Annotated in this window: 10 protein-coding genes; 6 read left to right on the top strand and 4 right to left on the bottom strand. The window is 71.7% G+C overall.

The annotated features are described in order from the left end of the window. Positions 1-420: 420 nt before the first annotated feature. The 5 genes from GTY47_RS24845 (at position 421) to GTY47_RS24825 (ending at position 7,037) form a co-directional block, all read left to right on the top strand. Positions 421-1,710 carry an extracellular solute-binding protein gene (locus tag GTY47_RS24845; protein ID WP_029181635.1) on the top strand — a complete coding sequence of 430 codons (1,290 nt, stop codon included), beginning with the start codon at positions 421-423 and terminating at the stop codon, positions 1,708-1,710. Then, positions 1,710-2,711, top strand: a complete 1,002-nt coding sequence (locus tag GTY47_RS24840; RefSeq protein ID WP_010046549.1) for a sugar ABC transporter permease — start codon at positions 1,710-1,712, stop codon at positions 2,709-2,711. Before GTY47_RS24845 ends, GTY47_RS24840 begins: the two co-directional genes overlap by 1 nt. Further along, positions 2,708-3,589 (top strand): carbohydrate ABC transporter permease, encoded by an 882-nt coding sequence (locus GTY47_RS24835; protein WP_010046547.1) that lies wholly within the window; start codon positions 2,708-2,710, stop codon positions 3,587-3,589. Before GTY47_RS24840 ends, GTY47_RS24835 begins: the two co-directional genes overlap by 4 nt. Before the next feature lie 7 nt (positions 3,590-3,596). Next, the gene (locus tag GTY47_RS24830; RefSeq protein WP_010046545.1) at positions 3,597-4,187 is read left to right on the top strand and encodes a hypothetical protein; all 591 of its coding nucleotides are present in this window, start codon (positions 3,597-3,599) and stop codon (positions 4,185-4,187) included. Positions 4,188-4,301: 114 nt separating this feature from the next. Further along, entirely contained in the window at positions 4,302-7,037 is a 2,736-nt protein-coding gene (locus tag GTY47_RS24825) for a hypothetical protein (protein WP_010046543.1), read from the top strand. 58 nt (positions 7,038-7,095) lie between these two features. Here the strand turns inward: GTY47_RS24825 and GTY47_RS24820 are convergent, their stop codons facing one another. The 4 genes from GTY47_RS24820 to GTY47_RS24805 all read right to left on the bottom strand — a co-directional run bounded on the left by GTY47_RS24820 (position 7,096) and on the right by GTY47_RS24805 (position 13,112). After that, positions 7,096-7,302, bottom strand: a complete 207-nt coding sequence (locus GTY47_RS24820; RefSeq protein WP_010046541.1) for a hypothetical protein — start codon at positions 7,300-7,302, stop codon at positions 7,096-7,098. 11 nt (positions 7,303-7,313) lie between these two features. After that, the gene (locus GTY47_RS24815) at positions 7,314-8,666 is read right to left on the bottom strand and encodes a diaminopimelate decarboxylase (RefSeq protein ID WP_010046539.1); all 1,353 of its coding nucleotides are present in this window, start codon (positions 8,664-8,666) and stop codon (positions 7,314-7,316) included. Between the two features lie 247 nt (positions 8,667-8,913). Then, positions 8,914-10,575, bottom strand: coding sequence for a PucR family transcriptional regulator (locus tag GTY47_RS24810; protein WP_010046538.1), 1,662 nt, complete (start codon positions 10,573-10,575; stop codon positions 8,914-8,916). 134 nt (positions 10,576-10,709) lie between these two features. Continuing rightward, positions 10,710-13,112, bottom strand: a complete 2,403-nt coding sequence (locus GTY47_RS24805; RefSeq protein WP_102515039.1) for a hypothetical protein — start codon at positions 13,110-13,112, stop codon at positions 10,710-10,712. A 97-nt stretch (positions 13,113-13,209) separates the two neighbouring features. On the opposite strand from GTY47_RS24805, the gene GTY47_RS24800 reads away from it, so the two are divergent. Continuing rightward, positions 13,210-13,656: an SRPBCC family protein gene (locus GTY47_RS24800; protein WP_010046535.1), complete on the top strand. Its 447-nt coding sequence runs from the start codon at positions 13,210-13,212 to the stop codon at positions 13,654-13,656. The last annotated feature ends 77 nt before the right edge of the window (positions 13,657-13,733 follow it).

Below are 13,733 nucleotides of genomic sequence, written 5' to 3'. Positions count from 1 at the left end.
CCTGCGACTGAGCAGGTGGGCCGCCGTCGTTCCGGTGTCCGCGCACCCTCACGCGGCGGGCCGTCGTCCCGGCTGTCGAGCGCCCCGCCTGCCGTCCTCCTCCCGGGCGACCGTCGGCGGAAACCGGCCAGTTTCCGCCCGGCCTCCCGCCGCCCACCGCGGCGTCGTCTTCCGGTCGCTCCCGAAAGCCGTGCGGTCGGTCCCGGCCCGTTCGGTCCGCCGACCACACCGGCCCCACCAGTGACATCACCCCGGTCGACCCGGCGCACCACCTCCATGCCGCGCCTCGCTGCAGGACCGCTCGGTAAGAAATTCTTGTCCGAATCATTGACGCACCCTCAGCCCCTCCGTACCTTGTGCCAGCAAGCGCTTACTTGAAACGATTCATGCGAGCGGGACGAAGTGCGGGGAGGGCCAACCGTGGTGAACGGCAGGAATGTTGAGAGACGTACGATTCTGAAGGCGGCCGGGGCCACGGCGGCCACGCTGGGGCTGGCCGCGACGACCGGTTGCGGTGGCGACGGAGGGACCTCCGCGGACGGAACGGTGACGATCCGTTACGCGTGGTGGGGTGCGGAGGATCGCGCCGAGCGCATCAACAAGACCATCGCGCTCTTCGAGAAGAAGTACCCGAAGATCAAGGTGAAAACGGACTTCCAGCCTTATCTCGACTTCTGGAAGAAGTTCAACACCCAGGCCTCCGGCGGAAATCCGCCGGACGTGTTCCAGAATGCCATCGGGTTCCTGCGCAAATACGACGCGAAGAACGTGCTGCTCGATCTCAGCGAGCAGGTCAAGGCCGGCAACCTCCGGATGGACGGATTCCGCGCCGGACTCGAGAAGTTCGGCGAGATCGACGGCAAGCTCCTCGGAGTTCCGGTCGGTTCCAACTCGATGGCCCTGGTCATCGACAAGCCCGTCTACACCCGGGCCGGTGTGAAGCCGGAGCAGGGCTGGACCTGGGACGACTTCGACGCGGCGATGAAGAAGATCCGCGACAAGACGGGCCGCGCCGGCGACAGCGGCATGTACGGCGTCATGTACCTCTACGACCCCTATCTGCGCCAGCAGGGCAAGGCGTTCTTCACGGAGGACGGACTCGGCTTCACCGAGGCCGATCTGACGGAGTGGTGGACGAAGGCCAAGAAGGGCGTCGAGGAGGGCGTCTACGCCGACCCCAAGAAGGTCGCGCAGATCAAGCCCAAGTCGGCGGTCGCGGCGGAGCTCGCCGGCAGTGAGTTCACCTGGGACAACTTCACCGTCCGCTACACCTCCGAGGGCAAGAGCGAGTACGGCCTGGCGCCCATCCCGACGACGGACGGCAAGAAGACCGGCCAGTACCTCGGCTCCCTCATGCTCAGCGCCTCCAAGCGCACCCAGCACCCCAAGGAGGTCGCCCAGTTCATCGACTTCATGGTGCACGACCCCGAGGTCGCCAAGATCATGGGCTACGACCGCGGTGTGCCCGCGACGCAGGCCCAGTACGACGCGTACAAGCCGGCCGACCCGGTCAACAAGGCGATAGCCGAGTACGAGGAGTCCCTCGTCGAGGCGGGTGTCCTGGAGCCCATCACCCCGCATCCGGAAGGCGCCGACATCTGCGAGGCCGCGTTCCTGCGCATCGCCGAGGAACTGGCCCTGGGCAAGCGGTCGGTGGACGACGCCGTCAAGCAGTTCTTCACCGAGTCGAAGACGGCTCTCGGCAGCTGATGGGAACCACCGTGACACACGCCCCTGCGTTGGAGGGCCTGTCCCAGGACTCCGAGCCGCGGCACGGTCCGGTGAAGCCCGCGCGCCCCGCCGCCCTCAAGCGGCGGCGGCGCCGGGAGAACCTGGCCGGCTATCTCTTCATGTCCCCCTGGATCGCCGGGTTCCTGCTGCTCACCGCGGGCCCGATGGTCGCATCGCTCTACTTCGCGTTCACCGACTACAACCTGTTCGACGCCCCCAAGTGGATCGGCCTCGACAACTTCTCCGAGATGTTCGGCGACCCCCGCTGGCGCCACTCGGTGCAGGTGACGCTCTGGTACGTCGTCGTCGGAACGCCGCTCAAGCTGCTCGCGGCCCTCGGTGTGGCCCTGCTCCTCGCGCAGAAGCGGCGCGGACAGGCCTTCTACCGGGCCGCCTTCTACGCGCCGTCGCTGATCGGCGCGAGCGTCTCCGTCGCGATCGTCTGGAAGGCGATCTTCTCGGACGACGCGATCGTGGACCGCACGCAGCAGGCCTTCGGGATCAGCGTCGGCGGCTGGACCGGCGACCCGGACATGATCATCTACAGCCTGGTGGCGCTCACCGTCTGGCAGTTCGGCGCCCCCATGGTCATCTTCCTGGCCGGCCTCAAGCAGGTCCCGCGCGAGCTGTACGAGGCGGCCGAGGTCGACGGGGCCGGCAAGCTGCGGCGGTTCTGGAACATCACGCTGCCGATGATCTCCCCGGTGCTCTTCTTCAACGTCCTGCTGGAGACGATCCACTCCTTCCAGATCTTCAGCTCGGCGTACATCGTCGGCGGCGGCGCCGGAGGCAACGCCTGCGGTCCCGCGGACGGCTCGATGGTCTACACCTGCTACCTCTACGTCCAGGGCTTCGAGAACAGCCGGATGGGCCTGGCCTCCGCCATGGCCTGGATGCTGCTCGTCGCGGTCGCCCTGGTCACGGCTGTGCTGTTCTGGTCCCAGAAGCGCTGGGTGCACTACGAGGAGGGCGCCCGATGAGTGCGCAGGCCACCGACGCCACCCCACGAGCGGGCGGCCTTCGGCACAAACTGCCCGGATCCCTCGCCTGGCACATCGGCTCCCTGCTGGTCCTCGCGGTGATCCTCTACCCGGTGATCTGGGTCATCGGCGGTTCCTTCAAGAAGAGCGAGGACATCGTCGGCAGCCTGGACCTCTTCCCGGGCGACCCGATCATCTCCAACTACACCAGCCTCGCCGACGGCATCGCCGACATCTCGATCTCCACCTTCTTCTACAACTCGCTCTTCCTCGCGGTCGGTTCGGTGATCGGGATCCTGGCGTCCTGCTCGCTGACGGCCTACGCCTTCGCGAGGATCAGGTTCGCGGGCCGCAACCTGCTGTTCACGCTGATGATCGGCACCCTCCTGCTGCCGTACCACGTGCTGCTGATCCCGCAGTACGTGCTGTTCCGCAACATGGAGATGATCAACACCTACACACCGCTGCTGCTCGGGAAGTACCTGGCCACGGAGGCGTTCTTCGTCTTCCTGATGGTGCAGTTCATGCGCAACATGCCCAAGGAGCTCGACGAGGCGGCCCGCCTAGACGGCTGCGGGCACGTCCGCATCTACTGGTCGATCATGCTGCCGCTGTGCCGTCCGGCCCTGATCACCAGCGCGATCTTCACCTTCATCAACTCCTGGAACGACTTCATGGGCCCGCTGATCTACCTCAACGAGCCCGACAAGTACACGGTCTCCCTCGGCCTGAAGATGTTCGTGGACCAGGACGCCGTGGCCAACTACGGCGGCATGATCGCGATGTCGCTGGTCGCGCTCCTGCCGGTGCTCGCCTTCTTCCTGGCCTTCCAGCGCTATCTGATCGACGGCATGGCCACGTCGGGTCTGAAGGGCTGAGGTGAGCATGGCCGGGACCCGGGTGAAAGCACGGGGTGAGTCGCTGCTCGCCGAGAGGTTCGCGGTGTTCGCCGAGTGCCTGCTGACCGGAGTGTGGATCGCGGTGGCCTCGCTGGGGATCGTCACATATCCCGCCGCCTTCGCCGCGGGTGCGCGGCATCTGCGGCGGCGTACCGCGCACGAGGGCGGTGGCCGGCGGGAGTTCGTCGCGGACTTCCGTACGGCCGTGCGCGGCGGGTGGCTCGCCGGGCTCGCCGGGTGGGCGGCCGTGGCGGCGGTCTGGGTGGACGTCCAGGCGGTCCGCGCGGGGATTCCCGGCGGGCCGCTGGTCGGGGCCGTCGGAGTGTGCACGCTGATCGGCCTGGTCGTGGCCGGGCTGCGGGCGGCGGCGGTCTGGGAGCCGGAGGCCCGGTGGCGGACGCTGCTGGCGGAGGCCTGGCGCCGGACGGTGCTCGACCCGGCCGGGTCCTTCCTGATCATCGGCGGACTGGCCGTGGTGGTCCTGTCCGCCTGGTTCGCCGCGCCGCTGGCGGTCCCCGTCCTCGGGGCCGTCGCGGCGGCGGCCGTGGCCGTGGAGGAGCGGTACCGGCGCCGCTGAGCGGCGGTTCCTCCCCTGCCGGGCCGGCGCCCAGGGCGCCCGCCCTCTCTCTGTCATGCCCCTGACCAGCGTACGGATTCGCTTCCCGCACGGACGAGGAAAGGCAGCAACGCCATGTCTCCCATCCCCCGCAGGTCCCTTCTGAAGGCGGCCGCCGTCGCCGGAGCCGCCGCCCAGTTCAGCTGGGCACTGGGGACGCAGAACGCGCAGGCCGTCCCCGGAGCCGAGCCCGCCGACGCCGACCCGGTGACCCTCGACTGGCTGGAGGACGGCGGCCTCGGCGCGGCCCCCGGCTCCACCGTCGGCGTCCCCTGGCCGAAGGGCGCCCACCAGAAGGACCAGACGTTCGCGCTGACGGACGCGGACGGCAAGGCCGTACCCGTGCAGTCCTGGCCGATCGCCTACTGGCCCGACGGGTCCCTCAAGTGGACCGCCCACGCGGTCGGTTCGGGCGACGGCAAGCTCACCCTCACCGCCGGGACGCCCGCCGCACCGGAGAAGAAGGTCACGGTCGACAAGAGCGGCGGCACCATCGACGTCTCCACCGGCGTCATCACCGCCAGGATCGGCAAGTCCGGCTCCACGATCGTCAAGTCGGTCAGGCGAGGCTCGACGGAGATCGCGAGGAACGGCCGGCTCGTGCTGATCCGCCAGCCCGAGATCGAGGACGAGGACCAGGGCGCGGTCAGGACCGAGCGCTTCGACGGCGCCGTCGACAAGGTCACCGTCGAGCAGGAGGGCCCGGTCCGCGCGGTCGTCCGCATCGACGGCAAGCACCGCAAGGGCAGCCGCGGCTGGCTGCCCTTCTCCATCAGGCTCTACTTCTACGCGGGCGCCGAGTCGTTCCGCATGGTGCACACCATCACCTACGACGGGAAGCAGGAGCCCGGCAAGGCGAGCGGCGACTTCATCCGCGGCCTCGGCGTCCGCTTCGGCGTGCCGATGCGTGACGAGTCCTACGACCGGCACATCCGCATAGGCGGCGAGGGCACCGGCCTGCTGCGCGAGGCCGTCAAGGGCATCACCGGCCTGCGCCGCGACCCCGGCGCGGCCGTGCAGGCGGCGCAGTACGAGGGCAAGAAGCTGCCCGACCCGGCCACCTGGGACCAGCGCGTCACCACCCGGCTGCAGTACATCCCCGAGTGGGGCGACTACACCCTCTCCCAGCTGTCCGCCGACGGCTTCACCGTGCGCAAGCGCACCAAGAAGGGCCACGGCTGGATCGCGGCGGGCGGCGGGCGGCGCGCTTCCGGTTTCGGGTACGTCGGCGGGGTGAGCGGCGGACTCTCCTTCGGCCTGCGCGACTTCTGGGAGAAGTTCCCCGCCCAGCTCGACATCCGGGACGCCCACACCGAGGAGGCCGAGGTCACCCTCTGGCTCTGGTCCCCCGAGGCCCAGCCCATGGACATGCGCTTCTACCACGACGGCATGGGCCAGGACACCTTCCCCGAGCAGATCGAGGGCCTCAACATCACCTACGAGGACTACGAGCCCGAGTTCGGCACCCCGTACGGCATCGCCCGCACCTCCGAACTGCTCTTCTGGGCCAACGAGTCCACCCCGAGCGCCGAGCAGCTCGCCGAGCAGGTCCAGGCCGTCCGTGTGCTCCCGCAGCTCGCCGCCCCGCCCAGGCAGCTGATCAAGGCGGGAGTCTTCGGCAAGGGCCTGTACGCCGAACCGGACCGCTCCACCCCCGCCAAGGCCAAGATCGAGGACCACCTCGACTTCCTCTTCACCTACTACAAGGACCAGGTGGAGATGCGCCGGTGGTACGGCTTCTGGGACTACGGCGACATCATGCACACCTACGACACCGTCCGGCACCAGTGGCGCTACGACGTCGGCGGCTACGCCTGGGACAACTCCGAGCTGTCGCCGGACCTGTGGCTCTGGTACGCGTACCTGAGAAGCGGCCGTGCGGACATCTTCCGCTTCGCCGAGGCCATGACCCGGCACACCGGCGAGGTCGACGTCTACCACCTGGGCAAGTGGGCGGGCCTCGGCACCCGGCACGGCGTGCAGCACTTCGCCGACAGCGCCAAGCAGCAGCGCATCGCCAACACCACGTACCGGCGCTACTACTACTTCCTCACGGCGGACGAACGCGTCGGCGACCTCATGCACGCCAACGTCGACTCCGACGAGACGTTCCTCGCCCTCGACCCGCTGCGCAAGATCCGCACCGAGCCGTACACGCCCGACCGGCACGCCCTGTCGATCGGCTTCGGCACCGACTGGAGCGGCCTGGTCTCGGCGTGGCTGACCGAGTGGGAGCGCAAGGGCCCCAAGTGGGAGAAGGCCAAGGCGCGCGTGCTGTCCACCATGGAGACCATCGCCGCCCAGCCCAACGGCTTCGTCCAGGGCAGCGGTCTGTACGACCTGGACACCGGCAGGTTCGCCGTCGCCGCCCAGCCCAAGGTGGAGGTCTCGCACCTGTCGGCCGTCTTCGGCCTCAACGAGCTGTGCGCCGAGCTCATCGACCTGGTCGACATGCCGAAGTTCAACGAGGCCTACTTCGACTACTGCCGCTACTTCAACGCCACCAAGGCCGAACAGGCGGCCCGCTACGGCAGCAACTTCGGCTCCCTGATCCTCTTCCAGGGCCACTCTCGCCTCGACGCGTACGCGGCCGTGAAGACCGGGGACGCGAAGCTGGCCAAGCGGGCCTGGGAGAAGTTCTACAACTCCGACGGCTACAAGGAGTCGGCACCCTGGAAGACGGAGAAGCTGAGCGGACCGGCCACACTCGTGCCGGGCAGCGAAGCGACCTGGGTGTCCACCAACGACACCGCGCTCTACGGTCTCGCCGCCATCGAGAACCTGGCCCTGCTCGGCGACAAGATGCCGTAGCGGGGGCTGGACGAGCGGACCTTCCCGGCCGTACCGCGCCGGCCGCGGGTCCGCTCGTCTAGTCGATGATCTGGTTGAAGAACAGGACGGCCGGGGCCACGACCCCGCCTCCGACGCTCACTGCGACCGGCCACACGTTGCCGGCCAGCGCGGCCAGCACCGTGGCACCGATGCCGACCAGGGCCGCCAGCAGGAAGACGATCGCGGCGCGCTGGGTGAGGAGCGGTCCGTCCCGGCCTGGCCCCCGCCGGCCGGCCTGTGCCACCTCGGTGCTCCTCACCCGACGCCGTGCACGGGCTCGTGCGCCCATGGCCGCGGGGGCGTGCCGAGGCCGTCCGGGCCCGGCACGTCCCACGGGTCCTGCGCGGGACGCAGGAGTTCGAAACGGACACCGCCGTCACTACCCGTCCGGACCCCGTGCACGGCGGGTTCGGGCAGGCTGTTGTAGTGGAACGGCGTCGAGAAGTAGTAGGCGCCGGTGTCCGGGACGGCGATGAGGTCGCCGGGTGCCAGGAGCGGCAACGCGCGATCCCGCGCCAGCAGGTCCCCGGAGAAGCAGGCGGGGCCCGCGATGTCCTGGCGGACCGGTCCGCCCCGCTTGGCCCTCCCGCACGGTTCGTGCGCCTCGATCCGCAGGGGCCAGGCGTCGGGGTTGAACACGGTCCGGGTGGCCACCTGCACACCGGCGTGGGTGACCGCGATCGGCCGGCCGCCCACGCTCTTGGTGTACTCGACGTACGCGGCGGTGAACCCGTTCTTGGCGAGGACGGAGCGCCCGAACTCGGTGACGATCTCGTACCTGCCGGAGAACAGCGCGGGCGCCTGGGCGCGCAGCTGCCGGACGTACGTGTCGAAGGTCGGCGTGGTCTCGTCGTCGGCGAAGTTGACGGGCAGCCCGCCGCCGATGTCGATGCCGACGACCTGGCGCCGTCCCAGGGAGGCGTTGACCTCCTCGGCGAACTCCACGGCCTGCGCGACCCCGCCGGCCATGAGGTCGAGCGGGCAGCCCTGCGAGCCGGCATGCGTGTGCACCCAGGTCAGCCAGGGGTGGTCGTGGTAGGCGCGCAGCAATCGCCGTCGGCTTCCCGGGTCCGCCAGGGGGATGCCGAACTTCGAGGTGCTGGTCGCCGTGCTCATCGCGGCGATGCTGCCGCCGCCGAGCTGGGAGTTGACGCGCACCCCGATCCTCGACACCGGGGCGTGGCCGCCCAGGAGCCGGTCGATCCTGGCCAGTTCCTGGTGGTTGTCCGCGTTGACGGCCACGCCCAGGTCCAGGGCACGCCGCAGTTCGGTCTCCGTCTTGGCGGGGGAGTCGAAGACGATCCGGTCCGGCGCGAATCCGGCCGCCAGCGAGCGGGCCAGCTCACCCGCGGTGGCCACCTCGCAGCCCATGCCGAGCCGCCGCAGCTCCGCCAGCACCGGCACCAGGCAGTTCGCCTTGGCGGCGAACGCGTGCAGCACACGGGGCGACGTGGGGAACGCACGGTGCAGGGAGTCGACCGTCGCGGCGACGCCGTCGAGGTCGACGAAGGCGGCCAGCTGGGACCGCTCGGCGTCCAGCAGTCCCTGCCGCACCGCTTCCTGGAGGATCCGTTCGCGCCGCTCGGCGGCGGGGGTCTGTCCGGTCATGGTGAGCCTTCCGGTGTCGTACGCGCAGCGCCCGGGACCGCCCCGGGGTGGAGTACCAGACTGTTGTCCGCACCGGGACGGCGTCTTCGTCGAGTCGTCAAAGACGCGGGCCCCGCCCACGGCGGTGGAACGCAACAACCCCTCGGCCACGCCGGGGCCTTGTGCGGTACGACGAAGGAGAGGCCCTTCGATGGTGTCGGCGGCCAAGCGGTGCAGTACGTACGCGGCCGCGGCTCGGTGCCGTCGTTCAGGGGCGTGATCCGTCGGCGTCCTCGCCCAGACGCAACTGCAACTGGGCGAGCAGCCGTGCGTCGGGGCTGTCCAGGTCCAGCCCCGACACCTGCGTGATCCGGCGCAACCGGTAGCGCAGGCTGTTGGAGTGCACCCCCAGCGCGCGCGAGGCGGCGGACACGTCACCGAAGTGGTCGAGGTAGGCGCGCAGGGTCTCCACCAGGCAGCTGCCGCTGTGAGCGGCGTCGAACTCCCGCAGCCGGGCCACCGAGGTCCGCGGTGGCAGCGCCACCTCGCGCAGGGCGTCGACGACCTGGAGGATGCCCACCGTGTCCGCGACGTCCTCGCTCCGCGCGACGGTGCGGGGTCCGGCGGCCGCGATGAGCGCCTGGAGGGCCAGCTCGGCCGACCGGCGTGACGCGGGCGTCCGCGCCAGCCCGGGGACCACGTCTCCGAGCCCCACCCTCACCGACGTGCCGATCGTCGCCGACAGCTGTCCGGCCAGCGATTCGCCGAGCCGCGTCACCTGGTCATCGGCGCGCCCCGGGTCGCGGTCCAGCCCGCTCAGCAGCACCAGGATCCTGCCGCCCGCCGGGACCACCACGACGCGGTGACCCAGGGCCGCGCAGTGCAGGGACAGCAGCCCGTACAGCCGGGACGGGTCGTCGTCCCCCTCGTGGCCGGACCCGGTTCCCACCGCCAGCACGGCACAGGGCTCCCGGGGCGGCAGCGAGGCCCGCTCCGCCAGCACCTCGACGGATCCCCGGTCCTCCAGCAGCGCCCGAGCCGCGTCCTCCACCAAGCGGCCCTCCGAACTGTGGGTCCGGTGATGCAGCAGGTGGGCGGCGGCGGTCCGGGCCGCCGCGCGCAGCGTCTCGGCGGCGTTCGGGGCCAGCGGGCGGCCGGCGACCGCCGCCACCCAGATGGACCCCAGCGCCTCTCCGCCCGCCCGTACGGCGCCGACCAGACGCTCCGGATCCTGGCCGTGGGCCGGCCGGTGCAGCACGTCACCCGCGCCCCACAGTGCCTGGAAGAACCCCGCCTCCCGCATGGCCGCCACCCGCCAGGGCGGCACGCGACGACCGAGGATGGTCAGTCGGCGCATCTCGTCCACGTTCTCCTCGGTGGAGGAGTACGCCAGTACCCGGGACTCGGTGTCCTCGATGGTCACCGATCCCCCCACCAGGGCCGCCACCGCATCGGCCAGTGAGTCCAGATCGCCCAGACGCACGCCGCTGGTCGCGGGCACCGGGGGGACGCCCGCCGCGGCCAGCCCCGCCCTCAGCACCCCCACGAGCTGTGCCCAGGTGCACCAGGCGGTACGGAAGAGCACCGCCGTGCCGCCCTCCTCCGCGGCTGCCTGCAACGCCCGCGCGGCGGGCTCCGGTCGGCCCGGGCCGAACACCACACCCGCCGCACCGGCCTCCCCGGCCCGGCGCACCACGTCGACCGCGTGCGCCGACCGCGCATCGACGCCGACCGCGAGCAGTAACTCCCGCGGTCTGATGACCGGTTCGAGGGCGTCCAGCACATGGACGCCGGTGACGCTCGTCCGCAGTCCCGCCGGGGCCGTGTGCAACTCCACGGCTCCCGCCCCCACCACCGAGAGCAGGCGCTCCAGTGTCCCCCGGTCCTCGGCGCCCGTGCTCCGGGCCGCCGATTCCTCCAGGTCCGTCATGACGCCTCCCCCGTCCGCCCGACCGTGCCGCCTGCCGTCAGCGGCCGACCGGGAAAGGTATGACATCACGGGCCTCGTCCGCAGTCGAGACGCCCACAGGCGCCGCGGAGGCGCCAACGGCGCGATCACAGGGCCTAGTTCATCCTTCCCAGGACCGCCCTCACCCGCCGGACGTCCCGGATCCGCTGCTCGTACGTCGCCCCGAGGGCGAGCAGCAGGAGTCCGGCGAGGGCGGGAGGCGCCCAGCGGGGGAGCGCGCCGGTCACCTGCACGACGTACGGGGCGAGTTCGTGCAGCGCCACCAGGGCGAGCACCGAGCCGCCCAGCACCAGGGGTGCCTGGAGGTGGTGCCGGGCACCCAGCAGGGTGACCAGCAGTGCCGCCGTGCCCAGCAGCAACGGCCGCGTCCACTGCGCGTCGCCCCAGGCCGCGACGAGGCTCGGCAGGAGCGTGGCGGCGAGTCCGGGGCCGTACGCCGTCCACGAGGAGGCCTGTGGGTCGCGGCGCCTGCGCAGGGCGCCGACCAGCAGCGCCGGAACGGTCACCGGGAGTGTGTACGCCTCGGGCGTGCCGACCTCCCACGCGGCCAGGCGCACCCAGGCGGCCAGCACGAACAGGGCGGTGGCCGCACAGCCGAGGGCGCGGCGGTCCGGACGCAGGGCCGTGCCCGCGGTGATGACGCCGCACAACGCCAGCACCAGGGCGAGCAGCGGCGGATCGGTGACCGCGAGGACCACGGCAAGCAGCCCGGCGGCGGCTCCCACGGCCTCGACCGGCACCGTCGCCCGGGACGCGGCCAGACGCGGCGCCAGCAGGGCGGCCGCCACGGGCACGACCAGGACCAGCAGGGCGGTCCGGGCCGGCGGCCAGTCCGCGGCGGCACCCGTCGCCGAGGCCAGGGCGGTGGCGTACACCAGGGCGGCCGGAGCCGTGAAGGGGGCGAGGCTCGCCCGCCACGAAGCCGCGGCCGGCAGGGCCGTCAGCACGGACAGCACGACCAGCGTCGCGGTCCGGGAGGCCAGGGAGACCAGGGTGAGGTCGACGGCCGTGACCAGGGCCAGGACGAGGGCCGTGATCCGCGCGCCGGACGTCGTGGTCCGGCCCAGGTACAGCGCGGCCGCTGTCATGGCTCCCAGCACCGACATCCCCGCGAGGTGGGGAACGGCGAGGATCGCCGGAAGCAGCAGCGCCGCGGCCCACAGCAGACCCAGCGCACCGAGCCGGGCTCGCGGGCGCCACCGCTCCGCGGGGACCGCCAGGGCGAGCACGGCCGCGACCGCGAGCAGCACAACGGGAGCCGCCGCCGCGTCCGACGGCCAGGGCGTCTCGACGGCAACCGCCGCACGGGCGTCCGACGGCGCACCGCCCCACACACGGCCCAGCCGGCCGGCCGGCCCCATCACCACCAGGGCGACGACGGGCAGCGCCCACAGCAGAGCCAGCGCCTGTACGACGGCGGAGGCCCAGGCGACACCGTGCCGCACCGCGTCCGGCAGCAGCCGCCCGGCCCGCAGCCCCGCCAACAGGGCGACCCCGAAGGCCAGATGAACCGGAACCGCCCACTCCGACGGCGCTCCGAAGCGGGCTACCCCGCCGAGCGCACCCACAGTGAGCAGCCCCGAGGCCGCCGCGAGACCGAGGGCGTGCCGTACGTCCGGCCCCGAGACCCGCCAGGCCGCACCCAGCGCGATCGCCGCCGCGAGCAGGAGCAGCGCGCCGGCCCGGACGGCAGCACCCGGGCCGTCGGCCGTCACGGACAGCCAGCCGGCACCCAGAGCACCCCAGCCGCCCGTGCCGTACGCACCGACGACCGCGCAGATCCGCACGGAAGCGGCCGTCACCCGCAGCGCCACCACGGTGTCGAGCCCGGCCGTCGCCAGCAGCGCGGCGCTGAGCACGTACGGACCCGCGTCGGCGGACAGGGCCCACAGCAGCAGCGGGAACTGGGCCGCCGCCACCGCGCAGGGCAGGGGCAGCCGCAGCGCGGCCGTGGCCGGCAGCGGACCGTACGCCCACCAGAGCCCCGCCAGCACCGCCGCCGCGGCTGCCGCGTACCCCGTTCCGTCGGTCCCGGCGAGAGCCGCCTCGTGCAGGGCGTAGGCGTCCAGGACGGTCAGCGCGAGGCCCAGACCCGCCACGGACTCGGCCGTCGACCGCAGCCCCCGCTTCAGCAGGAGCGCCGGCCCGGCGAGCGCGGCCAGCGTGACCGCGCCGAGCACCAGCGCCCGCCCGGTGATCCCCATGTGCCCCCAGCTGACCAGCGTGAACACCGCCGCCGCGAGCGTGAGCAGCACCCCGCCGAGCACCAGCAGAACGTTCTGCACGCTGGGCGCGGCGGTCTCCGGGCGGGACCATGCGACGGGTGGCGGCTGCGTCCGCGCCTGAGCCCAGGCCTGCTGCGGTTGTTGCCGTGCCTGTTGCAGGGTCGCGACCAGCCAGGCGCGACGGGCCAGCAACTGGGTGCGGCGCGACTCCAGTTGCCGGAGTTCGGCATCGAGGAGCCGCAACTCCTCGGCCGGGGGCGGAAGGTGCGTCATGACCGGAAGTGTGGTCCGCGTCACCCCGTGCGGCATGAGTGCGGATACTCAGGCGCGTACTCAGACACCCCGCACCCGAAGTGGGCAGACTGGCGTCATGGACTGGAACCACTACCGCTTCCGCAGTCTGTGGAGCCTGCCCGCGCCGCCCGCCACCGTGTACGCGGCGCTGGAACGCGCCGAGGACTACCCCCGGTGGTGGCGCCAGGTCCGGGAGGTGACCCGGCTCGACGACACGACGGGCGTCTTCCGGATCCGCTCCGTCCTGCCCTACGACATGACCTTCACGGCGCGGGAGGTGCGACGTGATCCCGGAGCCGGCGTGCTGGAGATCGCCATGTCCGGGGACATCGAGGGCCGGGCGCGCTGGACGGTCACACCGCGAGGGGCGGGGACCCTCGCGCGGTACGACCAGGTCGTCGAGGTCCGCAAGCCCCTGCTGCGGCGGCTCGCCGTGCCGTGCCGGCCCGCCTTCCGGGCCAATCACCGGCTGATGATGCACGCGGGAGCGCGCGGACTGGCCAGGCACCTCGAAGCGGTTTGAAGGAAGCGTGCCGGGACCTGTATTGTTCAGTGCGTTCCCGGGCGATTAGCTCAGTGGGAGAGCGCTTCGTTCACACC

The organism is Streptomyces sp. SID5464, from assembly GCF_009862985.1.
GTDB lineage: Bacteria > Actinomycetota > Actinomycetes > Streptomycetales > Streptomycetaceae > Streptomyces > Streptomyces chartreusis_D.
Note: the sequence above shows the minus strand (reverse complement) of the source record. Positions and strands in the feature narration are given on the sequence as shown.

Excerpts from the sequence above, each read along its gene's own strand:
- GTY47_RS24835 (WP_010046547.1), top strand. The coding sequence starts at position 2,708 with ATGAGTGCGCAGGCCACCGACGCCACCCCACGAGCGGGCGGCCTTCGG.
- GTY47_RS24805 (WP_102515039.1), bottom strand. The coding sequence starts at position 13,112 with ATGACGCACCTTCCGCCCCCGGCCGAGGAGTTGCGGCTCCTCGATGCC.
- GTY47_RS24800 (WP_010046535.1), top strand. The coding sequence starts at position 13,210 with ATGGACTGGAACCACTACCGCTTCCGCAGTCTGTGGAGCCTGCCCGCG.
- GTY47_RS24825 (WP_010046543.1), top strand. The coding sequence starts at position 4,302 with ATGTCTCCCATCCCCCGCAGGTCCCTTCTGAAGGCGGCCGCCGTCGCC.
- GTY47_RS24810 (WP_010046538.1), bottom strand. The coding sequence starts at position 10,575 with ATGACGGACCTGGAGGAATCGGCGGCCCGGAGCACGGGCGCCGAGGAC.
- GTY47_RS24815 (WP_010046539.1), bottom strand. The coding sequence starts at position 8,666 with ATGACCGGACAGACCCCCGCCGCCGAGCGGCGCGAACGGATCCTCCAG.
- GTY47_RS24840 (WP_010046549.1), top strand. The coding sequence starts at position 1,710 with ATGGGAACCACCGTGACACACGCCCCTGCGTTGGAGGGCCTGTCCCAG.
- GTY47_RS24830 (WP_010046545.1), top strand. The coding sequence starts at position 3,597 with ATGGCCGGGACCCGGGTGAAAGCACGGGGTGAGTCGCTGCTCGCCGAG.